Genomic DNA, 26,435 nt, shown 5'->3' with positions numbered 1-26,435 from the left:
TCATTATATAAACCTTGTTATGTTGATCTTCTAATATCCTTTGGGTGTTTTTGTTTTCTTGTGTAGATCTTTTTGGATCTCACGACTCTTACATGCAGGCTGATGCTTCCTTTTATAGACGCTACTATAGCTGTGTATCTTGCTTTTGTTCTCATTTTTATCCTTATTTTATAGAAGTACAGCAATTATAAAGTCCAAAACCGACAGTATATGTCATAAAAATTCAAAACTAAGCAATTTTTCTATTTTGCTTCTTTTTTGTCATATTGTGTCCAAAATGCCAGATAGTATCCCAACTTGTTTATGGAGATAAATTTTAAAAAGGAATAGCAATGAAAAAGATGTTTGTGCTTATAAGTCATGACTTAACACAAGAGCAGAAAAGTCAAGCTCTAAAGGTCTTTGGCGTCGAAGATATCATAAATATCGCCGATGACGCGTGGTCAAACATTAGCCCGTCTGATGAAAACATACTATATGTTTTAAATAAATATAAAAAAGAGTTGATGCTTGAAGCTAAGGCTGGTGATATTTTACTAGTACAAGGGGATTTTGGTGCTACTTACAACATGATAAATTTTGCCAAAAATATTGGGATAAAAACTATCTACGCTACAACTAAACGTATCGTTCAAGAGCTTGCTATAGATGGTAAATTGGTAACTAGACGAGAATTTAAGCATGAAAAATTTAGAGAGTATTTGTAAAACCCACTTTTTCTTTATTAAGTAAAACGCAAGTTGCAAAACGAGATAATCTCCTATACTTCAAAAATATAAGCTGTTAAATTTAAAAGGAAGCAAATGCCACTAACTATAGTCAAAAAAGCAAATCCACCCCAGAGTGAAGAGATCAACAACAAAACAGCTGTTATCACGATCCTTGGCATACAAGGCCAAAAAGAGAACATTAAAACCGAAGGTTGCGCTAGGTATTATTTCGCTGGTGAGAGCGCTGATAAATCGCAAGAGTTTTTTAACACTTTGCCGTTGCTGGCAGATAAATTTGGTGCTGAAAATATAGTACCTATATATACCACAGATGCTAGGGAGTTTAACGAAGCGGTAATAGCTCACTACGCAAATTTTCAGATAAATTTTAACGATAGCTACAAGATCACAGATGAGAAGAATTTTGAGGCTTTGTTTGAGATATTTGAGAGAGTGATAGATGATTTAGTAAAAAGTGGGGTTGGTAGGATAGTTTTTGATGTGACGCATGGCTTTCGTCATCTGCCTTTGCTTGCACTAGTTGATTTACTCATACAAAACTTCTCAAATGTCTCCCAGATAGATCAAATTTTGTTTGCAAAGGAGATAGAAAAATTTAAGCTATATGAGATAATAGACCTAAGGCAATACCTAGATATCGCTAATATCGCCTTTGTGATCGCGGCTTTTTCGCAAAACTATACTTTGGCGCAGCACATAAAGACAAAGAAATTTGAGCCGCTGGTAAATGTTTTAAATGACTTTTCAAATAATATACTAAGCTTAAATATAGCAAAGCTGAAAAGCTCGCATGGTGAGCTGATCAAAGAGCTTGATAGGATAGATGATGTCGCACTTATATCAAGAGCTAAGGATCTAAAAGATAGGCTAAGTAAAATATGTAACTGGAACGATAGCGCATATGTTTTTAGGTATAAACTAGCTAAAGATATGTTTGAAAAGGGTTATTTGCTGCAGTCGTTGGTGCTGCTGTTTGAGAGCGTAAATAGCTATATAGTTGGAGTTTTTGAAAGAAATATCCCTGTCGTTTTTAAGAAAATTTTAGATGAATGCTCTACTAAGGGCGTTAGGAAAAATTATCTGATAAGTAATTTCTTTATTCAGTCGTTAAAAACTAGTACGAATGAGACTGATGAAGACTTTGTCGGCAGGACTATGAAAAATTTGAAGTATCTCGAACTTTCAAAAAAAGAAATAAAAGAGATTAGGGGTGTTATAAACACAAAATTTGGTTCAAACAACGAACTGAGCAAATATCACAAGCAGTTAGATGAGCTACGCAACGACTTCGCACACGGCAATATCAGCGAAGAAGAATTTAGCCATATAAAACAAGAGATAAAAAAGCTATTTGACAAGTATCAAGACTTTATAAAAATACAAGATAGTTAGCTATTTAATTTTTTACAGACACTATATGTCTATAATGCCTCTTATAATCTCCGAAAAAATAACGGAGGTTATAATGAGCAACCAAACTTTCTTAGACGGTATGAGCGAAATTTTTCATATGACAGACTCTAACAACTTGAAAAATATTTTACTACATGGCTTGCAAAATCACTACAACTCCTACAGGCAAGTAGATATTAGCAACCAAGAGGTTAATGCAAGACGCGAAAAGGTTGAGCAGATATATGGACATAAAATTCACGACTATGTCCCATTTTATTTTAATCCTCGCAATGCCATGCTTTATAAAAATAGAAACAATGCTCACGTTATCATTTTAGGATTTGACGTTAGGGTTATTAAAGATCACCAAGATGGCTTTTTGATCTCAAATCGCAATGCATCTGCGGATGAAGCTAAATTTAGCAGATACTTGCCCGACTTGCAAAATCCAAATTTTATAAATTTTAATGATGTCTTTTCTTCAAGATGGTGTGATAACGGCTTTATATATACTGATATCAAGCAAAAAATGATGGCAGAAGTTTTGATCAATGATGTAGTTTATAGCCGCTACATACGCTCTATATATGTTAAAGATCAAATTAGTAAAAAAGCTATCGAAGAGCAACTAGCTGATGATCTTAAAATGTATAATATCAACGTCATAGTTGATCCAGCTAAATTTTTCTAAGGATAAAAAATGGTAACTCTAAAAAATGGAAATATATTTAACACCAAGGCAGGCACTATCGTAAATACAATTAACTGCGTAGGTGTCATGGGTGCTGGTATAGCCTATGAGTTTAGGCTGCGCTATCCTGAGATGTTTGCGAGATATGTCGAGCTTTGTAGCGAGGATAACCCAAATAAAATAGATATAGGCAAGCTATGGCTATATAAAGCAGATGATGGACGACAAGTGCTAAATTTCCCTACCAAAAAGCACTGGAAAGACCCATCTAAAATGAGCTACATCAAAGCTGGTCTTGAAAAATTTACAAATACCTATGCTAGCAAAAACATCGACAGCGTCGCGTTTCCTCTTCTTGGTGCTGCAAATGGCGGACTTGATAAAGACGAAGTTATAAATTTGATGATGAAATTTCTAGAGCCTTTAAATATAGAGTGCGAAATTTGGGAATTTGATGAAAATGCAAGCGATGATTTGTATGATGACTTTGCGCTCAATTTTGATATCAACGAGCTAAAAAGGCAAACCAAAGCCCTAGGCGTAAAAAATATAAGATTTCAAGCTATCAAAGATGCGATAGATAGCGGACTATATCACTCGCTAAGCTCTTTACTAAAAGCTCCTGGCATAGGTGATAAGTCCCTTGAAGCATGTTTTAGACTGGTTAAAAGCATGCCTCAAAGGCTATTTTAGAGTAAATTTTTACCTTCTTCTATCTTTTTTATGATCTTTTGTTTTAGCTCCATTGGGGCTAGAATTTTAACGTATCCTAAAAATTCCATTATGAAAAACTCTATCTCCTTAAGGTCCGTAAAATGATAGCTAACTACGATTGCCCCGTCTGACTTTCGCTCTATTATCTTTTGTGAGCTAAAAAAGTTTTTTCTCTCAAACAAAAAGGCCTTTTTTGGGCTGATCTCGAGCTGTACTTCTATAAGTGAGCTTCTCCACTCATGAGAAAAGACCGCAAACGGCGTCTGGATGTTTTTTATAAAATCATCTATGTTATAGTCGTGATTAAATATTTCGCCTTTGATAACCTCTAAATTTACTATCCCAGCTATCCTAAAAAGTGAAAAATCATACTCGTTGTTGCTATTTGCCAGATATAAATTTTCATTGATTAGCAAAATTTTATATGGCTTCACCTCTTTAAATTTTTTGCTATTGGATCTGCTTGTAGGCGTATACTCAATCGCGAGCTTTTTTCTATAGTGTATCGCATCTTCTAGTGTTTTTATGACGCTTTTGTCTAGTTCCGTCTCGATCGGGCTTGTGACAAAGTCATAAACGCCCAATGATTCATTTATAGTTTGAGATATAGCCGTTTTTTTGCTATTTTCATGAAATTTTTGCGAGTTTTTGGCAAGCATTGTGTAGATTATCTTTAAGACATTTCTCTTTCTCTCATCGAGCAAATCATCAAGTAAATTTGTATTGATAGCTTGATAGCAGCCAGACTCTGTGCGCTTTATCTCTATCTCACCAAAAACACTTTTTATCGCGTCAAAGTCTCGTCGTATGGTTTTATAGTTTAGCCTCGGAGTATCATCTTTTTCATTTACCCACAGCTCGTCTTGTGCAGTGTTGATTATCTCGCCACGATTTAGCTTTTTAAGTAGCCATAGTATCCTGGTTTGTGCGTCCATCACTTTATCCTTTATATTCTCTAAAGTTTTTTATGAATTATACACAATATGTCCATACACTCTTTTATAATTCTCCCAACAAAACAAAATAATTCAACACAAGGGGGCCAAAATGGCAAAAGGTTATTCACGTTCTTATTCTTCATCATCTTCAAGCAGATCTTACTCATCTGCTCGTGCTAGTCAAAAGGTGGGTCAAAGCTTTGGTGGCTATACCAAAGTCCAAACGACTAAGGGCACGTTTCGCATGAAGCCAACTTCCAAATAGTTGGCCCATGCAGCCATGAAGCAAAATTTATGGCTCATTTGAAGTAGTCTATGTAAAAACAAAAAATTCAACACAAAGGGGTTAAAATGGCAAAATGCTATTCACGTTCTTATTCAAAGTCTTCTTCATCGTCTTCAAGCAGATCTTACTCATCTGCTCGCGCTCACCAAAAAGTGGGTCAAAGCTTTGGTGGCTACACCAAGGTCCAAACGACTAAGGGCACATTTCGCATGAAGCCAACTTCTAAATAGTTGGCCCATGCAGCCATGAACTAAAATTCATGGCTCATTTGAAGTAGCTTTTTATTTACCTACGCAAATCACAAAAAACCTATCATCTCACATCTTCTTATCTAAATTTACCGAACAAACGCATATAAGCACTACTCATTTTTTATAAATAACAACATAAAGCGCCTAGGCTTTGCCATTTTTATTAGTCCCCTTGATCGGGTCAAATTTGTTTAAATTTATCTTAAGGAGAATAGTATGGAATGGGTTATCCGTTTCAATCCCCTAAACCGGGTCAAATTTGTTTAAATTCCTATAATACCCCTCTTTACAGCGAGTAGCATTATATGGTTTCAATCCCCTTGAGCGGGTCAAATTTGTTTAAATTCAAGAGCAATGACGAAAAGCATAAGAATATGACTATGTTTCAATCCCCTTGAGCGGGTCAAATTTGTTTAAATACCTATGGTGAAGGCAATACCTTTATGGTTCATTGCGTTTCAATCCCCTAAATCGGGTCAAATTTGTTTAAATCTAATCCTTGCTAAACAAGGGTTAAAGAAACAGAACAAAGAGTTTCAATCCCCTAAATCGGGTCAAATTTGTTTAAATCAAGAGTGTAGACCTTAAAGGTGCAGCTACAACTGTAGCGTTTCAATCCCCTTGATCGGGTCAAATTTGTTTAAATAAAAAGCGAGAATTTGCCTAAATGGGCGGCGTGGTTTGAGTTTCAATCCCCTTTATCGGGTCAAATTTATTTAAATACCTCACTCTTGCCAAAGTGGTAAGGGGCACCGTTTTGAGTTTCAATCCCCTTTATCGGGTCAAATTTGTTTAAATACAAATACTATCGTAAAAACTATGAATACGAGAGAGCTTTGTTTCAATCCCCTTGATCGGGTCAAATTTGTTTAAATACCACAAGGCATACATAGCGTGTCTCTAGATAACTTAAGAATAGCGTTTCAATCCCCTTGATCGGGTCAAATTTGTTTAAATCTTCAAACAAAGGTTTCTACAATGTGGTAGCCAAGGGGTTTCAATCCCCTTGATCGGGTCAAATTTGTTTAAATTTGTGAAGGCAAACACTGCTGAAGACGCACTCAAGGCGTTTCAATCCCCTTGATCGGGTCAAATTTGTTTAAATAGAGGCTACTACAATGTAGTAGTCAAAGGAGAAAAGGTTTCAATCCCCTTGATCGGGTCAAATTTGTTTAAATGAGAAGCAACATCGTTTCTCAACAGCGGAGGAAGTATTGTTTCAATCCCCTTGATCGGGTCAAATTTGTTTAAATAGCCTAAAAGACTATTTTTGCAAAGGAAAAATTAGCAAAATTATTTAAGAAACCGGCTTTAAAGATACCCAAAATTCGCGAAAAGCTCAAAAAAGTTCGCAAATGTATGGGTATGAAAAAATACTAACTCCATAAAATTAACAATGATAAGTGAAAGAACCCCTAAATTTAGGCATTTGTCATCTTAAAAAAGTTCGCAAATCTCTTTTAAAAATTTCAAATTTTATAGGTTTGCGAACTTTAAGCGGTATATAAGTTTCGCAAGGTCCTAAAATAGGCTATCCTAAACTTAGGCATAACTAAAAGTTCGCAAATGTATGAGAGATATTTTGAAAAAAACTAGATTTGCGAACCTATTTCGCGAGATTTTAGCCAAAAATGGTCAAATTTCAGCTAAAAAAGTTCGCAAATCAAAAATCCAAAATAAATTTAAGAACGACATAAGCTAGACAAAGAGCTCTTGCGCCTCGAAGATACCTTTTTTATCGCATAGCTCAAAGCTTTTACTCACGCAGTTTTCGCATAGTCGGTAAAATCTCAAGCTATCTGTTTTGACGTTTAGCAATGCTTTGGCGGATTTTATCAGTTTTTTGAGCTTGGTTTCGTTTAGCTCGCACTCAAAGACGCTAAAATTTACGCGGTAGCCGATGCCTTCAAGGATATCTGAGAGTTTTTTGCGATTTTTATCGCTTTGTATGTCGTAGGCTATTACAAATTTCATTAGAATTTTCCCACAAAAGGTCTATAGCTTTTGCTCTCGCCGTTTATGAAGCGAGCTAGGTCGTAGCACTCTTGCATGATTATGTTTTCGCATTTGTATGACTGCTTTTTCCACATAGTGTAGCTACCGAGTTTTTCTTTCATGTTTTGCGCTATGAGCTTTTTAGAAGCGTCGGTGAGAAGCCCCTCTTTGTTTAGTGAGATGGGCTCATCTTTGTTTAGCATCGAGACTATGACTCTATCTACCATAAATGTTCTAAACTGCTCTATCATGTCAAAGACTAAGGTTGGCTTCGTGCTATCAAGCGCATGCAAAAATGAGATATGTAGGCTAAGACCTGCTAGATATAAGCACTCTTGAACCTTGGAGTAGAGTATGGCGTAGGCGTAGTTTAGTGAGGAATTTACGATGTCTTTGGCGCCAAATGTTATGCGCTTTTCAAATTCTAGCGGAAGTATGCTCTTTATGCCGTCCCAGTAGATAGCAGCTGCCGAGCCCTCAAAGCCCATGAGCTCGTTTGTGTTTTTGGCGTATTTTAGCTTTCTTTCTAGGATGTTTTCTAGTTTTAGGATGTGTGGATTGAGAAATTTATGGTATTTGTTTAGGTATTTTAGATAGTTGGTTTGGTTTCTTATCTTTGCCTCGACAAAAGAGGTGGCGAGATATAGCTGGGCTGGTGTGTTTAGGAGCATGGCTTGTTTGTGTGCTGTCTGCGTAGAGGTGCTGTTGTAGGCTAGTAAGGTAGCGTATGGGACGTAGTGCTTGTCTATGAAATCGATGTGGATCTTTTCTCTTGCACAGCGCCATATCACTGCAGAAGATAGTGAGATATGCTCGCTATCAACGATGATGCGGGAAATTTTAGAGATGGGAAATTCTTTATAAATTTTGCCGTATTGCTTTATGGTAAATTTATTTTTGCTAAGGCCTAGATAGACACCTATTTGGTTGATATGAAGCGTAGAATCCGAGGCGATCTTGGTTGCGTAGAAATTTCGCTTTTGGTTTATCTTGCGGGAGTCGTTGTCGTAGCTTTTTTGAGATAGGTATTTGTCATAGCCTTTTGTTATGGCTAGGGTTATCTTGTCTTTTATCTCGTTTTGATTAAACAATACTCCAAAGTCGATCTTTCCAAGGTAGAGGGTGAATTCTTTTTTTGAATTTATGCTTTTGTTTTGTTTGTATAGGGCGATCTTTTGGGCTAAAGAGTCTATGAGGTGCTCTTTTATCTGCGTTATTTGCGGTGAGTTTGGCGGTATGATCTTTAGATAGTAGTTTTTAAGAGTAAGCAAGATGGCGTTTATTTCGTCTATGTAGTCTATGAAATTTGACTTTTCTTTGCTTGCGGAGTGTAAATTTGAGATGATCTTTTGAATTTTGTCGTTATCTACACAGCGGTTTTTACCAAAGAAACGAACGCATAGGAAGACAAAACCGTCGTTTATGTTTACGACTTTTGTTTTTTCTTTGTTGAGAGATAAATTTAGCAGCTTTAAAAAGTCATCTAGCTTTTTCTCAAATTCGGTCGCTTCGTCTTTTTCTGCAAAGCATACGATAAAGTCATCTGCGTATCTGACAAATTTATCCGTGGTCTTGTTTATAAATCTATCCATCAAATCAAGATAGATGTTTGATAGCATAGGAGATAGTATATCACCTTGGTTTACACCTACTTTGTGCTCTTTAAAGTCGCGCTTTAAAAATCCGCCGGTTTTTAAAAAGAGCGAGATAAGGCTTATGATCTTTATGTCTTTTATATGTTTTTGCAAAATTTGTAGTAGTTTTGAGTGGTCTATCGACTCGAAAAAGTCTTTTACGTCGGCTTTTAGTATCCAACAGTCATTTTCGTTTATGAAGCTACTGGCTCTGTTTATGGCTTTGTAGGTGGATTTGTGCGGGCGGTAGGCGTAGGAATTTGATAAAAACGTCTCATCGAAGTATGGACTAAGCTCTGAGTATAGGACTCTTTGAACTAGTTTGTCTTTTATAGAGGATATGCCTATGGGCCTTACTCCGTTGTGGTTTTCCTTGGGAATGGCTATCCTTTTTAGTGGCTCTGGCGCATAGGTGCCATTTATCAATGAATGTATGAGATGAGCTGCGTTTTGGTTAAAATTTTTCTTAAAGTCTGCATATGAGATCTCGTCTAAACCCAGAGAATTTGCAGAAATTTCGTCAAATGCGGAGCTTAGAGCAGCTTTTGTAAATATGTGTTCTAGGTTTTTAGTAAACATTTTGAATTTACCTTTTAAGTGTGGTATGGGTCGCTATATCCCCTAAATCGGGTCAAATTTGTTTAAATGTAATAGTATGAACAAAGACCAACTAGCTTCGTCTCTGCTGTTTCAATCCCCTAAATCGGGTCAAATTTGTTTAAATGTCGATACTAAAACCTACGGAAAGGATAGTGTAATGAGCAAGTTTCAATCCCCTTGATCGGGTCAAATTTGTTTAAATCTCATGAACCTCATAGATCACTCACCCCTAACGTGGTACAGTTTCAATCCCCTAAATCGGGTCAAATTTGTTTAAATGAGTCAGTATGAAAGTTGTCATACTAGAGATGAACGGAGACAAGTTTTAATCCCCTTGATCGGGTCAAATTTGTTTAAATCTTTTTCGCTTACGCCGCCTTGGTTTATGTTTTATGATTTTAATCCCCTAAATCGGGTCAAATTTGTTTAAATCTGCTAATGTAACACTTGAGATCGCAGAGTTATGCGAGATCGAGGTGTTTCAATCCCCTTGATCGGGTCAAATTTGTTTAAATTTTAGAAATGAATGGGGATAAGATAACTCGTAACCTGTTTCAATCCCCTAAATCGGGTCAAATTTAACAATAATAAGTGAAAGAACCTATTTTAAATATCTTTACAATCACAAATTTTCGAAATTTTAGCCAAAAAGATGAAAATTTAAGCTAAAAGCCAAAAGTGTTAAATTGTGCATAAGATATACAAAAAATAATAATTTTTAAACAAAAATTTAAAAAACATAAACATTTGCCTTTAATTCATATATAATAGGGTAATTTTAAAATCGAGCGTTGAAGTGAATAACAAAACTAATATGATTTTGACCTTTTCTCGCAATATAAGGGCGGCAAGAGATAGTCTTGGCGTACTGCTAGAGCTACCAAATCTTAATAAATTTATCTCCAAATTTAAAACAAATAGAAAAAATAGTCTAAAAGAGCATGGTGGGTGCGGTTTTAGACTATGCGAAGATAAGGAGTTTTGATGAGGTACGCCGAGCTTAGAGTTAAATTTGAGCCATCACAAAAGCCGCCATTTTTTATCGGTTCGCAGGTGAGGGGAGCTTTTGGATATGCGCTAAAAAGCGTAAGCTGTATAAATCACTCCCATAAGTGTGACGAATGCTTTGCAAATGAGAGCTGCTTATACTACGACTTTTATGAGAAGAAAAATAGCTACCATAGATATAGGCTGGACTTTGAGCTAAGGGCTAAAGGGTATGACTTTGGCATAGTTTTGCTAGAAAGTGCGTGCGAAAAACTGCCGTATATAGCCTCTGCGGCATATATGATGCTAAAAAGATATGGTCTTGGCAAAGATAGGGTCAAATACGAGAAATTTGATATGTTTTTAAATGGTGAGGCGTGTTTGGCGGAAGATAAAATAAGCCTGCCTAAAGAGTACGTAAGAGATTTTAGCTTTGATGGTGGCGGGGGCGATGTCAGGGTCAAATTTGTAACACCGCTAAGAATAAAAAAAGATAATGTTTTTTTAAAAAATGACAATATAGGTCTACGAGATATATTAAATTCCATCTACCAAAGAAGGCTTGGTCTCTTTGGGCAAGATCATGAGGCATTGCCGTTTGAAGCAAAAGGCGAGATAACCAAAAAGGATCTAAAATACGTGGAGCTAACTAGGCGTAGCAATAGGCAAAATACGACTATGAATTTTGGCGGACTAGTAGGCTCTTTGGAGATAAAAGGCGTTAACAAAGAGTGTATGGAGCTACTAAAGCTAGGCGAGATAATAGGCGCAGGCAAGCAGACAGTTTTTGGGCTAGGAAAAATAAAAACGGAGGATATGAATGAGCAAATTTAGCAGTTATTTTAGCGATGAGTTTGCTGCTTTGGAGCAGGGATCAAAAGATATAGATGAGATACTGCAAGATAAGATGTTTTTAATAGGCGGAGACTTTTACGGGATACAAAAATTTATATTTGATAATCTAGGCTCGAAAAACGCAGCCAAAGTGCTAAGGGCAAAGTCAGCATTTTGCGAGCTTTTCATGGTAGTTTTGTCTAAATTTATCTGTCAAAAATTTAGCATAGATGAAAAATGTATCTTGTCATGTACGGCTGGTAAATTTGAGATACTATCTCCTAAATTTGACGAAGTGACTTTTAAAGAGATAAAAGACGTTATAAACGCTTATTTTATAAAAAATTTCTTTGGCGTTAGTGGTGTTAGTCTGTCTTGCGTGGAGTGTGAGAGAGCGGACTTTACTGAGGCTAGGCGATATAAAGAGCTAAGGGATAAGATCAGTAAGGCTGTTGAGCTAGAGAAATTTAAAAAGCTAAATTTAAAAGAGCAAGAGCCCGTACTTTCATACGATAAAGGCATAACAAATCAAACTCTTTGCAGAATTTGTAATATAAGAAAGATAGCTCACGATAAGGACAAATGCGAAATTTGCAGTGCTTTTGTGCGTCTTGGCGAGAGACTGGCTAGCGATAGCAAAAAGATAAATAGCAAAGCTATAGGCATAGACTTTATGGATGTGGATCTTGAGATAACAGAAAATATAAGATCATACGTCGCTAAAAATGCAGGCGAGATAGTGGACTTTGAAGATCTGGCTAAAAAATCGCGTGGGGATAATGCGATCGCTGTGATAAAAGCCGACGTGGATAATATGGGAAATTTCATAAAAAATAGCGACGTGACGCAAAGTTTTGCAAATTTTGACACATTTTCAAAGGGGATAAATAACTTTTTCTCTTTATATGTGCCAAGAAAGATGAAAGAGAAATTTGAAAATAGCTATACGGTCTTTGCCGGCGGCGATGATCTGCTGATAGTTGGAAGCTACGATCAGATGATAGAGCTTGCTCTTTTTGTAAGGCAAGAGTTTATGAAATTTATAAAGACAAAAGGATTAAGCATATCTTTTGGCATCATTTTAGCAAAACCATCTACGCCGATAAGCTTTCTAGCTCAAACTAGCGAAAAATGGTTGGAGAGCTCAAAAGAGATGGCAGGAAAAGACGCGATCACTATCTTTGGCGAAACTGCTAAATGGGATAGCTACTTAAGCGTCAGAAGTAAAATTTTAGATGAGTTTGTGAAATTCAATATAGACAACACGGCGTTTTTGTATAGGCTACTTGAACTTTGCGAGATGAGTAAAAATGTATGTGAGGACGTAAGAAATACAATGTGGAAGTCAAAGCTAAGTTATAGCTTTACTAGAAATATGCAGGGTAAGCAAGGGGGTGGTGATATGAATGAGCTACTTCTTATGCTAAATAATGTGATAGAAAACAATCCAAAGGAGAGCAAAATGGCTATTTGTGAATACATATATAAAAGGAGAGAGCGATGAATGGATATAGAAATGGCAGTGGTAACTATAGTGCCGGCAATAAACCGCAAACCAACTCTTTGCCGCTAATCGTTTTAGACTACAAAAAAGATCCAAATTTGTTTGATACTACAGCAAAAACGGTTGCTGAAAAAGTATCAGGAACAAAAGCTACGCAAATGAGAGCATTTTATGACTATGTCATAGAGCTAGAGCAAAAATCAAACACCGAAGAGTTTAGTGAAATTTTGCCGTTTGTAAAGATGCTAAATTCAAAAGCGGCTTATTCAAACGCCAGAAAACATTCTAGTAATGAATTTGTTGAGATGATAAACAAGTGTGTGGCTCAGGTAAAAACAAAAGATGATCTAAGGGTGTTTAAACTCTTTTTTGAGGCCGTTATAGGCTTTTCTAAAAAATAAGGAGAGAATATGAAAATTTTAACTTTAAAGGGACAAATAGAGCTTTTAAGCGGACTTCATATAGGTGGTGGCGATGATACTATGAAGATAGGCGGTATAGACTCGCAAGTGATAAAAGATATAAACACAAATAAGCCTTATATCCCAGGAAGCTCACTAAAAGGTAAAATGAGAAGCTTGCTAGAGTGGAATAATAGGCTGGTTAGTTATGGCGAGGGAGAGGTTTTTAACTCTAAAATTTTAGAAAAAGTCCCAGAGCCAGATAAAAAATCGGCTCAAAATTTACTAAAAATTTTTGGCGATAAAGAGAATAAATTTGGCATTACTAGAATAAGCGTTGGGGATTGCGTGTTATCTAAAGAGAGCGAAGGGCTAAAGCTAAGCGAAGCAAAATATGAAAACGTGATCAACAGGGAAAGCGGAACTGCAGAGCATCCTCGCCAGATCGAGCGAGTGCCGGCTGGAGTGAAATTTGACCTTGTTATCAGACTAAAAGTTTTTGATGAAAAAGAGCCTTATAACGACAACGAAAACGAGCTAAAGCAGATGGTTGAGAGCGGACTTAAGCTAATAGAAAACGATTATCTAGGCGGTAGCGGCTCAAGAGGTTACGGAAGGGTTGAATTTAAAAATTTAAGGTGGGAATAATGACACTTTATAAAACTACCATAACGCCTAAGTCAAATTTTACTACGCCGTTAAAAGGCGACACCTTGTTTGGGCAAATTTGCTGGGCGATCAGATATGCACTTGGAGAAGATAGGCTAAATGAGCTACTAAGCGACTACGACAAAAAGCCATTTTTGATAGTCTCTGATGGCTTTGCTAGTGGGTATCTGCCAAAGCCTAGCATGCCAAGCCACCTTTTGGGCGAAAATTTAGAGCTAAAAAAAGAAAATAGGAAGAAAATTTGGCTTAGCATAGAGGATCTGCAAGGCGGAAATTTTAAAAATGCTAAAACAAGCAAAGAGATCGGCTACGAGCTAACAAAGAATGCTACGATCAAAAACTCCATAAACTATCTCACATTTACAACCGACGATAGTGGCAAATTTGCGCCGTATGCTTTAGTGGAGATGAAATTTAGCAAGCAAGATATCTACCTTTTGCTAGATGATAGATTTAAGCTTGATGAGCTAGAAAAAGCGCTTGAGACTGTGGCTAAAAGCGGCTATGGCAAGAGAGCTAGCATAGGAAAAGGAGCGTTTGAGTATAGCGCATTTGAAAAATTGGTTATTAAAAAGAGATCAAATGCTTTTATGACGCTTAGCCCTGTTGTGATAGATGATGAAAATTTAAAAGAGTTTTTCTATGAGCCGTTTACGAGATTTGGCAAACACGGTGGAGGGCTTGCAAACACGAATCCTTTTAAAAGTCCTATTCTAATGGCTGATAGTAGTAGCGTGGTAGTATATAATGAAATTTGTGAAAAAGAGTATCTAGGAAAAGCTATAAGCGGGCACTCTGTAAATGCAAACACGGTACACCAAGGATATAGCATACTAATAGCTACGGAGATAAAAAATGCGCAATGAAACTAAAAACTATAAGATAAAACTAAAACCTATAAGCCCGATACATATAGGCACCGGCGAGGCCTATGAGCCGATGAACTATGTCATAGATAAAGGCGCGGACGATAAATACTATATGTATGTTTTTGATGAATTTGAGTTTTTTAAAAAACTTGATGATAAGTCTAAAGATGAATTTAAAAAAATAGCCTCAGATGCTACGGATGTGGGTATACTTAAGTTGCAAAAATTTATAAAAGAGAAGAGTTCTTTGGCAAAAAAGGTCTCTTACTACAAAATACAGGCACTAAAAAACATTGCAGAAGAGTATAACGAAAAAATAGGCAAAGTAGTTCAAAGAGAGGGTGGTGGTAAAAAAGTCATAAACCAACTGGTTATTGAAAAGACGCTTATATCTCCAAATTTAAAAAAAGCCATAATCCCAGGAAGCTCGCTAAAGGGTGCTATAGCTACGGCCTTTGGCGAAATGCTTTTAAAAAAGAGTAAAAGTTATGATACAAAAGAGTATTTTAGTGATTTTCTGGTAGCTGATAGCGAGGTGATAGAGTCACATACTTTTGCTTCAGTTGCCACAAATATAAAAAGAAACAGAGAGCCAAGAGGACAAAATGGTAGTCAAGGCATACCAGTAAGATACGAGGCGATAAACTCAAAAAGCGAATTTAAAACAACGTTTACGATAAAAAACAATAAATTTGGCATTGACGAGCTAATAAAAGCCTGCAACTCTCACTATATGCCGATATTTACTTCGCAATTTGACTACGAGACAGATGAATTTACACGCGAGGCACTATCTGACAAGTTTATTGAAAAATATGAAAATTTAAAACTCGCAGACAACCAATTTTTATTGAGAGTTGGTAAACATAGCAGCGCGAGGGCTGTTACTGTGGACGGCGTCAGAAAAATAAAAATAATGAAAGGTAAAGGAAAATACTCTATCGAAAAAGAAGAGACCACAGCCTGGCTTATAAATAAACAGCCATTTGGATGGCTTCTTTGTGAAATTTTAGAAGAGGATTGATCTTTTTAAATAATGCGAAGCTAGTCAAATCCTCCTTGTAAATTTATATATATTGTAGTATTATACTCCTAAATATTTAAGGATAAAATACTATGTACATCAAACGAGCCATAGCAAATGAGATAAAAGAGTATATGAAAAGCTTTCCGGTGCTTTTGATAAGCGGGGCTAGGCAGGTTGGTAAATCAACACTTGCTTTAAATTTAGATATACCAAACTACATAACGCTTGACGACATAAACATATATGAATCCGCAAGGAATGATCCAAAAGGCTTTATAGAACACTGCAATAAGCCTATCGTGATAGATGAGATACAAAGAGTGCCTATATTGCTTCTAGCCATAAAAGAATTTATAGATAAAGATAGAACAAATGGGCAGTTCATACTAACTGGCTCTGCAAATTTAAAAGGCTTTAGAGATATCTCGGACTCTTTGGCTGGTAGGATAGGCATAGTGGAACTCTATCCGCTTTCTCAAAAAGAGTTAAGCCATAGTGATGAAAATTTGATAGATATTTTATGTAGCGATATAGGCCATCTGGTGTTTAGAAAATATGACAACAACGGCCTATCTGAGAAGATCATAAATGGTGGCTACCCAGAGATCACAAAGATAGACTCAGAGAAATCAAAATATCTCTGGTTTAGCTCATATATAAGAACATATATAGAATCAGACGCCAAAGAGATAGGTAACATCAGAAATATGGATAAATTTATCACTATGTACCGCCTATGTATGCTAAGAAGCGGCAATATCTTTAACAAAAACGAGCTATGCCTAGAGTCTGGGCTTGATAATAAGACATTTGATAGCTATTTTAGCGTGCTTGAGCATACTTATCAGATCCAAAAGCTTCAGCCATATTTTAATAATGCTCTAAAAAGACTTATAAAAACTCCTAAAATTTTTGCTACTGACACAGGGGTACTGACACACTTACTACAAATTTCTTCAGCACAAGAGCTTGCAAATTCCTCATATAAAGGCGCAATATATGAAACATTTGTATTTGACGAACTTCTAAAAGCAAATACCAGTAGTCAAAAACAAGCCAATATATACTACTATAGAACTAGCGATCAAAAAGAGATAGACTTTATCCTTGAGATATCAGGTAGGCTCATAGCCATAGAGGTCAAATCCTCAAAAACTATCAGCAAAGATGACTTTAAACATATCTACCATCTAAAAGAAAATTTACAAAGTAAATTTGATAAGGGCATAGTTTTTTATACTGGAGATACGGCTATGAAGCTAGATAATGATATGTTTGCTTTGCCATTTGGTTTTATGGATTAGAGACAGCCAAGAAGATGCAATGCTAATGATCTGGCTTCTACAAAATCTACCTTCCCAAACCATCATATCCTGATTTTACATTTTGCTCTTTGCCCTCTATCTCATTTAATTGTTGTGTTGATTGCTTCACCCCAAAGTCCTTATCAAGTCCTTGATCACATAGCTCTTGCTTTGTTATTTTTAATGAGCCAAATGATATATGATCATTTGCTAGAGAGATCTTATATGCTTTATAACACTCCTTTAGCTTATTAAAGCCTTGCATATCTTGCCAATCTTTCATATATGTTTTTATATTATAAATTAAGCCTTTATAGTTAATCTTGGCTATATCTGATAGATATTTTTTAAAGTTTTCAGTTCTATTTATAAAAGCTAAATAGTATCTATTTATATCTAAATGGCCATCGATACATTTTACTAGGCCTTCATATTCATTTTGTTTAAGTCTTAGCTTTTGAATGAGATCATCATCATAAAATCCAGTTTTTATCTTTCTGGCTGCTTCATAAAATTTATCTCTAATGTAGATATATGGAGTATAGTGTCTATTTTGGCTAAAAGAATAGGCTGTGTTTTCTTCTGGTAGGTATAGGTATCTGCCGCTCTTGCCAGAAAGTATTTGATGATTTTTATATTTTTTAAACACAGTGCTCTCGTCAAAGTATTCTATTAACTCTTTTATTGGAATCTTTGATGAAATAGCTTGGTAGCTTGCTCTTTTAATATGCAAGTTGCTATCTTTTGGTTCATGGCTAAGCTCATATCTTCTTAGTTTTTGTAAATCTTCATATATGGCTTTAATATCCATATTATTAATATCTGTTTTTAAGCCAGCCTCTTCAATGGCTCTTGTATTATCCAAAGTTTTTCCACTAATGCTTACAAGTTCAGCTCCTGGCACTGGAGTGTAGTGAAATTTACTAGGATATAGACTCTGGTTATTTACTATGTTATATAACCCAAGCTCTCTTGTTATCTCTTTTATGTATTCATCATATTCATTCACGCTTGGAGCCTTTGTTGTGGGTATGATGAGTTTAAATTTCTCCACTTTTGTATCCGGTGTTTGATAAGTGGTTGGGTATATGAAGCCTTTTATCTCTTTGCTTTGCAGTAAATTTTGAGCATCATTTGCAGTAAATTTAGAGTTATCTATATCATATATAAGTGTAGGAGTTATGCTATCAATACTGCTATCTTCTTCATTTTTATCCTTAAAACTTGCCACTGATATAGCTGAATAGTTTTTAAGTACCGATTTTAGGTTGTATGGCTCTATTTGTATCGTTTCCCAGTTATTTAGCACTTGAGTTTTTGGGTCCTTATTTGGCGCGCCAAAGTCACTGCTCACACTCAATGTTATCTTTGGCTCATTTTTATTGGCTTGAAGCTCTATAAGCATTTGCTCTAGTTCATTAACTACATGAAATAATGCTCCTTTTCTGCCATTATAGACTATCTTACACATTAGATCAGTTAGATTATAAGTTCCCTTAAACTCATCTACACTTACTTTATATTTGTCATTTACTATTTTAGGTTTTGCGGTAATGTTAAATTTTGCATTGATCATAGGCAAAAATTCTCTTATATCCATTGCGTTAAGCCTCTTTGCTCTATCATAGTAGTCTTTTTTGAAACTCTCATCTTCTTCTATCATTCTTAATAGATAATCAGCTGTAGAATTTTTAGCATCAGCTAGTATCTCTTCAACACTTATATTTTGCTCTTTTGTATTTGCTTTTGGCTCGATCACCACATCTGTTTCTATCTTCATATGCGTATCTTTTTCTTTGCCTTTCTTAACCTTTTGTGCTGCACTTTTAAAGCTTTCATATTGCTTTTTTAGTTGGTCTTCATCCATGCTTAAAGGCTCTATATTATTCAAACCATACTTGTTAGATAAGATGTCATTAACCACTCTTTTAAATTTCTCTACTGATTTAGCCATGATAGCTTTTACTTGTTGCTTGGCTGCACCTTTTGTATATATGGCTCCACCAGTTTTTACGCTATGAGTAAATTTTATATTTTCAAAAGAGACTATTAGATGGATGTGAGGCTCTCTTTTTAATGGTTCGCCATTTTTATGTTTCTTGTTTAATGTTCTATTTTCTAGTGCCCCTTCTGGACGAGGAATGTATGGCTCTTCTTTGATTATAGGCAGATGAGCTTCAACGTAGAAAAGTAGCTCCTCTATGTCGTGATTTGGGAAAGTTAGTTTCAAAAAGTCCATTATAAACTCATCTATATTGCCACTTTCATATAGTCTGCTCCACTCCTCTGAAGTAAATGACAAGGATATATGATAGTAGTTATATTTCTTGTTCTTTTTCTTTATCTGGTGCTTTTCAGACATCTCTATAAGATCTAAATTTCCAGCCAGTGGCAATCTATCATCTTTTTCATCTCTAGTTAGCTTTGAATCTCTTTTCTTGCCAGTTTTTAGATAATCAGCTATGCCTTTTTCTCCCTTTGAGATCTTAACTATCATAGTTACTCCTTATTATGCTTAAAATTTCAGTTAGGACTGATTGAATTTTGTACAACTCTTCTTGTGTTTGCAGTATCACTTCTAAATCTATATTATCACTAGTCTTATAAGCTATATTTAGTCTCTTTGCTATTTGATTAATGTTATTAAAAGGTCTAGAAAAATATGTAATTATTGATGCATCTAGCCCTTTCTTTTTTATGGATTCAGAATTTACAGTGCCATTATCTATAAGATAGGAAATGATTTCTGATCTTGACATATCTAACTCTAGAGCTATTTTAGATAGCTTATCGTATTGTTGATAAGTGATCCTTGCGGAGAGCACCTTATCCTTGACATTTTTTGACATATGATACCCTTTCATAAAATGTGCTAGCGAGATGAAGCGTTTTAACGCTTCTTATATCTCGCATTGTAGCCCTCGGCAGAGCAAGATTATACAAGGTATGAAAACGAAGTGTCATACATTGTATGTGTCTTGCTATTAGAAAAATTTGCTTACTACCAAACATTGCTGTCACCATTTGTGTTTAGCCATTTAGTAAAATCTTTGCTAGCTTTTTGGCTATCTTGGTTGTAGATATGGATGATAAAGCCTTTAAGATTAGACACATCATAAAGTGCCTTATCTAGACTGCTTTGTAGTACAGATCTGGCTTCATTTGTCTTATGGCTATCATAAAACATGTAGCCAAAAAAGAAGATCGCTTCTATAAATACAAAGGCAATTAATGCAGATACTATATTCTTCATCAAAGAGCTAAAAGATGAGTTGATCTTCGATATAGTTTTGTCTGCACCTTTTAGAGTATTTTTAAAGTTGTTTTGAATCTCTTTTGTTGCATTTATAAGTTCAATACCTCCTTGCTCTATAAGTTCTATTTTTTCTTTAAAGCTTTTATCAAAGCTATCTGCGGCTTGATTAAAAAGTTCAATATTATTTCTAATATTTTCACTAGCCTTATTGCTCATTTCGATATGTTCTTGTAGAGCAATTACGGCATTTGCCGCAACTGCTGTATCGCTACTCTTGATTGTTAGTGCCATTGCTTAGCTCCTCATATTCTTTATTATCTTCGTTGGGTAAGATAATATGACATGCATCAGAGGGTTGATTGGCATTTGTTTCTTCATACTCTTTCCTCCATTTGGAAAACTCCTTGTTTGATAGCTTTACGCTAAAACTTTTTTCGATTAGTAACTTGCACTCTTTGAGTGTTGCTTTTTCTGGAAACAAGACTTCAATACATACTTGTTTAATCTCATCTTTTTTCTTGTTTTTTCTAATGACTTTTAAGTCCTTTAAAAGTGCTTTTTTACTAGCCATATTTTTCCCTTTCGATTTTTTAAATTTTTATAAAGATAGTGATAACTATCTCACCAAATAGGCATACTTATAGTGTGCCCAATAAACTCAATATGGTTGGTGCTAATGAAGTTTTTTATTTAAGTATTTTAAAAGTAGAGAATGATTACAATAGGTGTGCTTATTACTATATTGTAGAGATTCTCTTTTAAATACTTAGGCTGAATCTCTACCTTTAAATATTTTTATTCATATTTTCCTCCTTTTATTTCTAAAATGCTTTTAAGCAAATTGTGCAAATTATAGGATAATTTGATAACTTATTCAATTAATAAGGAAGAAATATGGATTTATGGTCTGAAGAATGCGATATACCAAGTGGTTTGTTGATTAGTTGACTATGTGACCTTGCATATCAAAAAAATACTTATAAATAGCTTAATGCATATATTTTTATAGGCTTTGAAGTGGTCATGTTAAAAATTTGATTCGCACACAAAGATATTTTTATAAAGAAATTACTTTTATATTGCTATAACTTTTTGACCTTATCTATTATAGTTAATATTTCAATACAAAAAAGAAGAGCAAGACAGCAACGGTTTAGGTACGTTGCAAAAAGCTCTTCTAAATTATGGTATAGCTCTTTGATAATATTACTTCATAACTTTATCCAGTAGCGATTTGTAGCTATCCGCCACGATAGACCACACTATCACTACTTATAGCCTTAAAATACTCCTTTGCGCAGTGGATTTTTGATTCTTCGACGCGGCGAAGCTGCATAGAGTTCATAAACCCCTTGACCTCTGCCACAAAATAAATATGCTTGATATCGCCCTCATAAAACGCGATCGCCCAGTCGGGATTGTATTTTCCACAGGCGTGCTTATATAAAAGCCACTTGGAAGCTTAACATAAACGGCAACGTCCTTGCTTGTATCTAGTTCCATTGCAAAATTCTTCTCATTTGAAGAATCATACACGACATGATCGTAAAGATGTTTTTTGTTTTAACCGCATTTTTGTCAAGCTGACCTTTTATCGTAGGATCCGTAAAAACCGCGGTACCGTATTTTTCATCTAGCGCATTATAGGTAATATGCTGTATAATCGCCGTCGCTTTTTCATCATTTATAAGAGCAACTGCTTTTCTTTGCGAATTTTAGACTCTAATGCGAAAATTTGCCTTTGTAAAAGCTCCTTTTGCTCCAACCTAGCTACAGACTCTTTGAGGCTTTCGCCTAAAATCAAATTTTGTAATTTATCGCCAGCTATTTGACGAATAAAATTTTCGTAGGCTGTGTCAAGATTTAAGCTTTCTAGCTTTAAATGCAAATCTTGCTTGTTTTGCCAGTCGGTATAGTAGTAAGAATTTACTTTAAAAGCCATATTTCCAGATATAGTGGCCTCTTTATAGCAAATACAAGCTTTGTATCCGCCCTGATACTCTAAGATAAAAACTATATGTACGGCACCACTCTATCTATGTGGCGCAATAGCTCATCATCTAGGTTTGGGCTCTTTAAAAATACCACAAAGACTTCGATCTCTTTTACGAGATTGCCATCTGCAAGGTTAGTGGTTGAAGATGCGATTTTATTGCTCCAAATAATTTTATCTACTTGCTCTATAAATATTTTCTTTAAAGCAGGCGATATCTCTAAATTCTAAGTTCTATCTTACATGTTTTATAATCCATATTAGCAAGATTAATTTTAACTTTTTTATCCACAGTGAACAATTCTCTTATTAATTATAAGGTAACTAATAAATCTTGTGGTTTCTAATACACTAAAATAGACTCAAAGGTCGTTATAACACTCAAAAAAGGATAAAGAATATAGAATAAGTTTTAGAAAGCCTGATTAAAATTTTAAAGATCAATAAGATAAATTATCATAGAATAGTGAAATATCTTTTTGGATAAGTTAGAGATGATATTTAATGGGAAACAATATGAAATTTAAAGATTTTAAAGAAAAAAACAGTAGTAACTATGACTTTTTCGAAGCTGATGAGATGAGCTATAAAGAATTTGTACAACTAAGCTTTAAAGAGTTTTTAAATAGCGATAGTGGCTCAAACTGGCAGCTAGACATAGATGATAAAAGGTTTAACTCATTTCCAAATTTCACCCAAAAACATCAAATTTGCATATCGAATTTAGACTATCAAGATAATATTTTTCAGTTTAGAATTTGCTCTGAAAACAACGTATCAAGCCTTGGCTACCGCATGTTTACGAGCTTTGATAGCGCACATAAAGACTTTGTCACAGACGATATCAAATGCTCTGATGAGGTTATGATGAGCCTAAAGCTTGGCGAGCTTAAAGAGTTTCCTTGCATATCAAAATGCGGCTGGTGGATCAAAGATATCTGGCGAGACATGTATCCTATCTTGGACGAGACTAGCAGCGAGGACTTTGTGGCTGACATTATAAAAAACGAATTTACAAAAAAGATGACCGAGATAAACGAATGCCTAAAAAACGCTCAAGATAGCGGGAAGCTTGACGAGGTTATCGCCAAACTAAAAGCTAAAATCAACTGAATTTAGAAATTTCCACCTACCGCACAAGAGCTAGCTGGATATGAAGTAAGTCCGTAGTCAGCTGACTCAACGTTATAAAAGTCTAAATTTGCACTTCGCGAGATGATATACTCAAAGCCTTTTTGATTTAGTTCGATCAAAATTTCAAGCTCAGCATCTCTTTTACAAACTATGCTTTCAAAAAAGTGAGAGAAGAAAGAAATTTTGGCATTTTCTTTTTGCATTGAGTGATTTAACATGAGCTCCATGTTGCTAAAAATTTTAAAGATAGTTTGATTTGTTTCAAATTTACCAAACCTCGCATAATAATTTTGCAAATTTGCATCATTTAGTAAGATGTTTTTAGTGCAATTTTTTGTGATCTGTTCATATATAAGACCAAAGAGCTCAATAGAGGCATTTTGATTATCCATCACTCTATTTTCGTGATTTGTGACTACTACAAAGCCATCTTTTATCTCGTACTTTTCATTTTTATAATAAAAGCTAACATTTGCCACCTCTTGCTCAAAGCGCTTCTTATAAGCAAAAGACAAATAGTTTAAAACGCCCATTTTATCGATTATAGCTGAGCTTCTTACGCCACCATCTAGCTCGTGCTGCATGAAGTATCTTATGAAGCTACCTTGCTCTATGTCAAAGCTGTTTAAATACTCGATCTTATCAAGATAGATGCATCGGTAGAGCTTTACAAATTCTGGGTTTAGCCTCAAATTTATCTCATCTTGTAGCTCGCCATATTTTTCAGTCTGATCTGCATCTATAAATTCGATGATATTCATCTGCTTTTCGATCTTATCTTTTACAAAGATCGAAATTTTCACATCCTGCATATCATAAAAGCACTTTATCGTATCTGTGGCACTTTTTGTGATGTCTGTTTTAAATTTCTTAGCAAGCTCTGCTTTTTTAAGAGTGAGCGAAAAGTCGCCATTTTTTAGTTTGTTTTGTGAGTATAAAAGATAGAGCAGTTGCTCATAGACCATTAGATGTGAGTAGGTTAAAAAGGTATTATCCACTACAATGACGTAATAGCAACGCGTTATAGAGTACCTTTTGTTATTTTGCAAAAATTCATCATAAATTTTTAATTTGCTTGGGGATTTACATACCTTAAAAACATCGTATGATTCTAAAAATATATTTTCCATTACTACCCCTTTTTACCTTTGCAAAAATATTACATAACTATTCTTTAAGCTAATTTGAATTTACAAGCTAACTAATAAAAATAATTTTGTAAAAATTAATATTAATTTAATTAAATATAGCTTAATTATATAAAATATTTTTGTATAAATATATTTTTATTTACAAAATTCAATTATATAAAATAAAAATTAGCTATAAAAATATATTTTTTAAACTAAATTTAATAAATATAGTTATATTATTTTTCTCAGATAAGCATGCTTGTAGTTGAAAATTTACAAATTGGGAGCTCAAAATGGAATTTCTAATTTTGACGCTATTTCTGATTAGTGGGCTTATCTTATACATAAAGCCACAAATGAAGAAAATAGCAACGTCCTGTATGGCTTTGGGGTGCGTAATACTAGTTGCACTAGAATTTTACGTAAATTTATGGGTAGTCTTGCCAATAGGCAACTTTTAGGAGGGCAAGATGCAAACAAAACAAAACGAAATCCCAGCAAACGAACAAGGCTTTTTCAACCTTATGTCACTGGCCATCACTGCTCTTGTGGCACTTCCAGTTGGTATCGCCTGTTTAGTACTTGGCTTTGGGCTAGGTGATAACCCTTGCGTAATGTGCTGGGCCGAGAGGATCACGATGATAGCTATCAGCCTAATAGCGCTTTTCATCATCAGGTACGGACTAAAGCCTAGCTATCTAGCAGCACTTTTACTAATGGCTTGCTGGGGCATATTTAACGGCTTTATCCACTACAGCCTAGATGGAACATTTGGCGGCTATCTTGACATCAAACAAGGTTTTGGTCTTGAAATTTTAGGTGCCCACACTCAGTTTTGGGTTATGGTTGTTGATTTTTGTGTGATCATATTTTTGGCTCTTATATTTTTGTTTAGCAAAAACTTAGGCCTTATCATGCAAAAAAGCTCAAATGGCGAATATGGCAACTTTCTAAGCTACTTACCACTTGGCAAATTTGCAAATTTAGTCTTTATCGTGATCATCCTTGCAAACTGCGTTCAAGCCTTTATAGCTTCTGGTCCACCGCCATATCTAGGATCTAGCACACCACCAAGAATGAGTATCGATCCTTCAAAATGGTTCTGGGAGAAAGACCACTGGGATAGCTCGCTTGATTTTAGATTTGACTGGAACCCTGAGCTTCCAGACCTAGCAAAGTAAGGAGTAAAAGATGAAAAAGCTAATATTTTTTGTCGCATTGGCAAGCCTTGCTTTTGGGTTTAACTTTGACATGGATAGTAAAAATGGAGCGATCCAAAACGTAAAGGAGCTAGGCCTTAAAGATACGCTCACTCTAAATTTGCAAAATGATAATGCAATAACTGGAGCTGACTACGATGAGAGCAAAAAGCAGTTCGCTCTTGTCTCAAACGACAACGAATTTTACATCGCAGATGAAAATTTAAAGCCGGTTAGCTACGCCAAACACGACCGTCATTTTATAATGGAGATGGAGGCAACAGTCGGGGCTACTTGGTATAAAAAAGAGCTTGGCATGATAAGTTACAACAAAACTTTTGTCTTTTATGAGCCAGCTAGCAACCTTAGTAAAGATGAGCAAAATAGCCAGTGGAGGCACCTATTGGCTGGATATGACGCGTGGAAGCTAAATGACCTTGGTAACAAGGGTAGATTTTCTACCATTAGATCAAAACAGCAGTACATCTTAGGCTGGGACTACTTAGAAAGTGAGAATAAATTTTTCACAGCTAGCGTGCCAAATGACGTTAGAGACTACTGGAGTGTGGCTATATTTGATGGTGATGACAAGATGATCTTAGAAGAATTTATGCCAAAAGCTGGAGCAAATTTAGAGCTAAAAGAAGGTAGAAATTTAAACAATTACTACATTACTGGTGTTGATGTAGAGCCTGATGCGCTATATCTTTTAAGCAAAAATTTCTCAACTATTTTAAAGTTAAATTTAACCACCAAAGAGATAGATGAGGCATTTAGTTTTAGTGGGGTAAATAACCCAAGAGCATTAGCAATCAAAGATAATAAATTTTACATCTTCTCACGAGAAGGCAAAAAGAATAAAGTTTTTATCTTTGAGATGAAATAGCTAT

Annotated in this window: 25 protein-coding genes, 2 pseudogenes and 1 CRISPR repeat array; of the genes and pseudogenes, 16 read left to right on the top strand and 11 right to left on the bottom strand. The window is 35.2% G+C overall.

All coding sequences use genetic code 11. From position 1 onward, the window contains the following. Positions 1 to 17: 17 nt before the first annotated feature. Complete coding sequence (locus CVS91_RS10205) at positions 18 to 155, bottom strand: hypothetical protein (protein ID WP_159071401.1); 138 nt, start codon at positions 153 to 155, stop codon at positions 18 to 20. A gap of 177 nt (positions 156 to 332) precedes the next feature. Here CVS91_RS10205 and csx20 point away from each other — a divergent pair, with 177 nt between their 5' ends. The 4 genes from csx20 to CVS91_RS05505 all read left to right on the top strand — a co-directional run bounded on the left by csx20 (position 333) and on the right by CVS91_RS05505 (position 3,510). Further along, positions 333 to 707, top strand: coding sequence for a CRISPR-associated protein Csx20 (gene csx20, locus CVS91_RS05520; protein WP_107830874.1), 375 nt, complete (start codon positions 333 to 335; stop codon positions 705 to 707). A gap of 96 nt (positions 708 to 803) precedes the next feature. Further along, positions 804 to 2,123 carry a CRISPR-associated DxTHG motif protein gene (locus CVS91_RS05515; RefSeq protein ID WP_107830872.1) on the top strand — a complete coding sequence of 440 codons (1,320 nt, stop codon included), beginning with the start codon at positions 804 to 806 and terminating at the stop codon, positions 2,121 to 2,123. 73 nt (positions 2,124 to 2,196) lie between these two features. Next, a complete protein-coding gene (locus CVS91_RS05510) occupies positions 2,197 to 2,817 on the top strand; it encodes a DUF4433 domain-containing protein (protein ID WP_159071400.1) in 621 nt (206 codons plus the stop codon). Between the two features lie 9 nt (positions 2,818 to 2,826). Next, positions 2,827 to 3,510: a macro domain-containing protein gene (locus CVS91_RS05505; RefSeq protein ID WP_103640066.1), complete on the top strand. Its 684-nt coding sequence runs from the start codon at positions 2,827 to 2,829 to the stop codon at positions 3,508 to 3,510. Here CVS91_RS05505 and CVS91_RS05500 read toward each other — a convergent pair. After that, a complete protein-coding gene (locus CVS91_RS05500) occupies positions 3,507 to 4,466 on the bottom strand; it encodes a helix-turn-helix transcriptional regulator (RefSeq protein ID WP_107830868.1) in 960 nt (319 codons plus the stop codon). The genes CVS91_RS05505 and CVS91_RS05500 overlap by 4 nt on opposite strands. A gap of 354 nt (positions 4,467 to 4,820) precedes the next feature. On the opposite strand from CVS91_RS05500, the gene CVS91_RS10200 reads away from it, so the two are divergent. Continuing rightward, complete coding sequence (locus CVS91_RS10200) at positions 4,821 to 4,985, top strand: hypothetical protein (protein WP_159071399.1); 165 nt, start codon at positions 4,821 to 4,823, stop codon at positions 4,983 to 4,985. A gap of 181 nt (positions 4,986 to 5,166) precedes the next feature. Further along, positions 5,167 to 6,259: direct repeats of the CRISPR family, unit length 37 nt; unit sequence GTTTCAATCCCCTTGATCGGGTCAAATTTGTTTAAAT. Positions 6,260 to 6,704: 445 nt separating this feature from the next. Here the strand turns inward: CVS91_RS10200 and cas2 are convergent. Both cas2 and cas1 read right to left on the bottom strand, forming a co-directional pair. Then, on the bottom strand, positions 6,705 to 6,980 hold the full coding sequence (gene cas2 / locus CVS91_RS05495; RefSeq protein WP_103640064.1) for a CRISPR-associated endonuclease Cas2: 276 nt from the start codon (positions 6,978 to 6,980) through the stop codon (positions 6,705 to 6,707). Beyond that, positions 6,980 to 9,214, bottom strand: coding sequence for a CRISPR-associated endonuclease Cas1 (cas1, locus tag CVS91_RS05490; protein WP_107830866.1), 2,235 nt, complete (start codon positions 9,212 to 9,214; stop codon positions 6,980 to 6,982). The genes cas2 and cas1 overlap by 1 nt, the downstream gene beginning before the upstream one ends. An 817-nt stretch (positions 9,215 to 10,031) precedes the next feature. Between cas1 and CVS91_RS05485 the strand changes: the two genes are divergently transcribed. The 8 genes from CVS91_RS05485 to CVS91_RS05450 all read left to right on the top strand — a co-directional run bounded on the left by CVS91_RS05485 (position 10,032) and on the right by CVS91_RS05450 (position 16,830). Beyond that, complete coding sequence (locus tag CVS91_RS05485; protein ID WP_107830864.1) at positions 10,032 to 10,220, top strand: hypothetical protein; 189 nt, start codon at positions 10,032 to 10,034, stop codon at positions 10,218 to 10,220. Continuing rightward, entirely contained in the window at positions 10,220 to 11,056 is an 837-nt protein-coding gene (gene cas6 / locus CVS91_RS05480) for a CRISPR system precrRNA processing endoribonuclease RAMP protein Cas6 (RefSeq protein WP_107830862.1), read from the top strand. Before CVS91_RS05485 ends, cas6 begins: the two co-directional genes overlap by 1 nt. Continuing rightward, positions 11,043 to 12,560 (top strand): type III-A CRISPR-associated protein Cas10/Csm1, encoded by a 1,518-nt coding sequence (gene cas10, locus CVS91_RS05475; protein WP_107830860.1) that lies wholly within the window; start codon positions 11,043 to 11,045, stop codon positions 12,558 to 12,560. The genes cas6 and cas10 overlap by 14 nt, the downstream gene beginning before the upstream one ends. Further along, positions 12,557 to 12,961, top strand: coding sequence for a type III-A CRISPR-associated protein Csm2 (csm2, locus tag CVS91_RS05470; RefSeq protein WP_107830858.1), 405 nt, complete (start codon positions 12,557 to 12,559; stop codon positions 12,959 to 12,961). The genes cas10 and csm2 overlap by 4 nt, the downstream gene beginning before the upstream one ends. Positions 12,962 to 12,970: 9 nt before the next feature. Beyond that, complete coding sequence (gene csm3, locus CVS91_RS05465) at positions 12,971 to 13,609, top strand: type III-A CRISPR-associated RAMP protein Csm3 (protein WP_107830856.1); 639 nt, start codon at positions 12,971 to 12,973, stop codon at positions 13,607 to 13,609. Next, positions 13,609 to 14,496 carry a type III-A CRISPR-associated RAMP protein Csm4 gene (gene csm4 / locus CVS91_RS05460; protein ID WP_107830854.1) on the top strand — a complete coding sequence of 296 codons (888 nt, stop codon included), beginning with the start codon at positions 13,609 to 13,611 and terminating at the stop codon, positions 14,494 to 14,496. Before csm3 ends, csm4 begins: the two co-directional genes overlap by 1 nt. After that, positions 14,486 to 15,523: a hypothetical protein gene (locus tag CVS91_RS05455; RefSeq protein ID WP_107830852.1), complete on the top strand. Its 1,038-nt coding sequence runs from the start codon at positions 14,486 to 14,488 to the stop codon at positions 15,521 to 15,523. The genes csm4 and CVS91_RS05455 overlap by 11 nt, the downstream gene beginning before the upstream one ends. 92 nt (positions 15,524 to 15,615) lie before the next feature. After that, a complete protein-coding gene (locus CVS91_RS05450) occupies positions 15,616 to 16,830 on the top strand; it encodes an ATP-binding protein (RefSeq protein ID WP_107830850.1) in 1,215 nt (404 codons plus the stop codon). 46 nt (positions 16,831 to 16,876) lie between these two features. Here the strand turns inward: CVS91_RS05450 and CVS91_RS05445 are convergent, their stop codons facing one another. The 6 genes and pseudogenes from CVS91_RS05445 to CVS91_RS05420 all read right to left on the bottom strand — a co-directional run bounded on the left by CVS91_RS05445 (position 16,877) and on the right by CVS91_RS05420 (position 22,249). Further along, entirely contained in the window at positions 16,877 to 19,327 is a 2,451-nt protein-coding gene (locus CVS91_RS05445; protein WP_107830848.1) for an aminotransferase, read from the bottom strand. After that, positions 19,317 to 19,679, bottom strand: coding sequence for a plasmid mobilization relaxosome protein MobC (gene mobC / locus CVS91_RS05440; protein WP_107830846.1), 363 nt, complete (start codon positions 19,677 to 19,679; stop codon positions 19,317 to 19,319). The genes CVS91_RS05445 and mobC overlap by 11 nt, the downstream gene beginning before the upstream one ends. Positions 19,680 to 19,831: 152 nt before the next feature. Beyond that, on the bottom strand, positions 19,832 to 20,377 hold the full coding sequence (locus tag CVS91_RS05435) for a hypothetical protein (protein ID WP_107830844.1): 546 nt from the start codon (positions 20,375 to 20,377) through the stop codon (positions 19,832 to 19,834). After that, positions 20,355 to 20,657 (bottom strand): hypothetical protein, encoded by a 303-nt coding sequence (locus tag CVS91_RS05430; RefSeq protein ID WP_107830842.1) that lies wholly within the window; start codon positions 20,655 to 20,657, stop codon positions 20,355 to 20,357. The genes CVS91_RS05435 and CVS91_RS05430 overlap by 23 nt, the downstream gene beginning before the upstream one ends. A gap of 669 nt (positions 20,658 to 21,326) precedes the next feature. Beyond that, positions 21,327 to 21,589 (bottom strand): annotated as a pseudogene (locus CVS91_RS10475) (hypothetical protein). Between the two features lie 181 nt (positions 21,590 to 21,770). Next, positions 21,771 to 22,249: pseudogene (locus CVS91_RS05420) on the bottom strand (DUF4391 domain-containing protein). Between the two features lie 346 nt (positions 22,250 to 22,595). Here CVS91_RS05420 and CVS91_RS05410 point away from each other — a divergent pair. Further along, a complete protein-coding gene (locus tag CVS91_RS05410; RefSeq protein WP_103606652.1) occupies positions 22,596 to 23,192 on the top strand; it encodes an effector protein in 597 nt (198 codons plus the stop codon). 2 nt (positions 23,193 to 23,194) lie between these two features. On the opposite strand, the gene CVS91_RS05405 is transcribed toward CVS91_RS05410, so the two are convergent. Further along, positions 23,195 to 24,343 carry a hypothetical protein gene (locus tag CVS91_RS05405; protein ID WP_103606651.1) on the bottom strand — a complete coding sequence of 383 codons (1,149 nt, stop codon included), beginning with the start codon at positions 24,341 to 24,343 and terminating at the stop codon, positions 23,195 to 23,197. Between the two features lie 473 nt (positions 24,344 to 24,816). Between CVS91_RS05405 and CVS91_RS05400 the strand changes: the two genes are divergently transcribed. Next, complete coding sequence (locus CVS91_RS05400; RefSeq protein ID WP_107830841.1) at positions 24,817 to 25,527, top strand: disulfide bond formation protein B; 711 nt, start codon at positions 24,817 to 24,819, stop codon at positions 25,525 to 25,527. Positions 25,528 to 25,537: 10 nt separating this feature from the next. Continuing rightward, a complete protein-coding gene (locus CVS91_RS05395; protein ID WP_107830839.1) occupies positions 25,538 to 26,431 on the top strand; it encodes a hypothetical protein in 894 nt (297 codons plus the stop codon). Positions 26,432 to 26,435: the final 4 nt, after the last annotated feature.

This window comes from Campylobacter concisus, assembly GCF_003048985.1.
Classification (GTDB): Bacteria; Campylobacterota; Campylobacteria; order Campylobacterales; family Campylobacteraceae; genus Campylobacter_A; species Campylobacter_A concisus_AY.
Note: the sequence above shows the minus strand (reverse complement) of the source record. Positions and strands in the feature narration are given on the sequence as shown.

Bases quoted from the DNA above. Each gene is read 5' to 3' on its own strand.
- CVS91_RS10205 (WP_159071401.1), bottom strand. From the start codon at position 155: ATGAGAACAAAAGCAAGATACACAGCTATAGTAGCGTCTATAAAAGGA.
- csx20 (WP_107830874.1), top strand. From the start codon at position 333: ATGAAAAAGATGTTTGTGCTTATAAGTCATGACTTAACACAAGAGCAG.
- CVS91_RS05515 (WP_107830872.1), top strand. From the start codon at position 804: ATGCCACTAACTATAGTCAAAAAAGCAAATCCACCCCAGAGTGAAGAG.
- CVS91_RS05510 (WP_159071400.1), top strand. From the start codon at position 2,197: ATGAGCAACCAAACTTTCTTAGACGGTATGAGCGAAATTTTTCATATG.
- CVS91_RS05505 (WP_103640066.1), top strand. From the start codon at position 2,827: ATGGTAACTCTAAAAAATGGAAATATATTTAACACCAAGGCAGGCACT.
- CVS91_RS05500 (WP_107830868.1), bottom strand. From the start codon at position 4,466: ATGGACGCACAAACCAGGATACTATGGCTACTTAAAAAGCTAAATCGT.
- CVS91_RS10200 (WP_159071399.1), top strand. From the start codon at position 4,821: ATGGCAAAATGCTATTCACGTTCTTATTCAAAGTCTTCTTCATCGTCT.
- cas2 (WP_103640064.1), bottom strand. From the start codon at position 6,980: ATGAAATTTGTAATAGCCTACGACATACAAAGCGATAAAAATCGCAAA.
- cas1 (WP_107830866.1), bottom strand. From the start codon at position 9,214: ATGTTTACTAAAAACCTAGAACACATATTTACAAAAGCTGCTCTAAGC.
- cas6 (WP_107830862.1), top strand. From the start codon at position 10,220: ATGAGGTACGCCGAGCTTAGAGTTAAATTTGAGCCATCACAAAAGCCG.
- cas10 (WP_107830860.1), top strand. From the start codon at position 11,043: ATGAGCAAATTTAGCAGTTATTTTAGCGATGAGTTTGCTGCTTTGGAG.
- csm2 (WP_107830858.1), top strand. From the start codon at position 12,557: ATGAATGGATATAGAAATGGCAGTGGTAACTATAGTGCCGGCAATAAA.
- csm3 (WP_107830856.1), top strand. From the start codon at position 12,971: ATGAAAATTTTAACTTTAAAGGGACAAATAGAGCTTTTAAGCGGACTT.
- csm4 (WP_107830854.1), top strand. From the start codon at position 13,609: ATGACACTTTATAAAACTACCATAACGCCTAAGTCAAATTTTACTACG.
- CVS91_RS05455 (WP_107830852.1), top strand. From the start codon at position 14,486: ATGCGCAATGAAACTAAAAACTATAAGATAAAACTAAAACCTATAAGC.
- CVS91_RS05450 (WP_107830850.1), top strand. From the start codon at position 15,616: ATGTACATCAAACGAGCCATAGCAAATGAGATAAAAGAGTATATGAAA.
- CVS91_RS05445 (WP_107830848.1), bottom strand. From the start codon at position 19,327: ATGATAGTTAAGATCTCAAAGGGAGAAAAAGGCATAGCTGATTATCTA.
- mobC (WP_107830846.1), bottom strand. From the start codon at position 19,679: ATGTCAAAAAATGTCAAGGATAAGGTGCTCTCCGCAAGGATCACTTAT.
- CVS91_RS05435 (WP_107830844.1), bottom strand. From the start codon at position 20,377: ATGGCACTAACAATCAAGAGTAGCGATACAGCAGTTGCGGCAAATGCC.
- CVS91_RS05430 (WP_107830842.1), bottom strand. From the start codon at position 20,657: ATGGCTAGTAAAAAAGCACTTTTAAAGGACTTAAAAGTCATTAGAAAA.
- CVS91_RS05410 (WP_103606652.1), top strand. From the start codon at position 22,596: ATGAAATTTAAAGATTTTAAAGAAAAAAACAGTAGTAACTATGACTTT.
- CVS91_RS05405 (WP_103606651.1), bottom strand. From the start codon at position 24,343: ATGGAAAATATATTTTTAGAATCATACGATGTTTTTAAGGTATGTAAA.
- CVS91_RS05400 (WP_107830841.1), top strand. From the start codon at position 24,817: ATGCAAACAAAACAAAACGAAATCCCAGCAAACGAACAAGGCTTTTTC.
- CVS91_RS05395 (WP_107830839.1), top strand. From the start codon at position 25,538: ATGAAAAAGCTAATATTTTTTGTCGCATTGGCAAGCCTTGCTTTTGGG.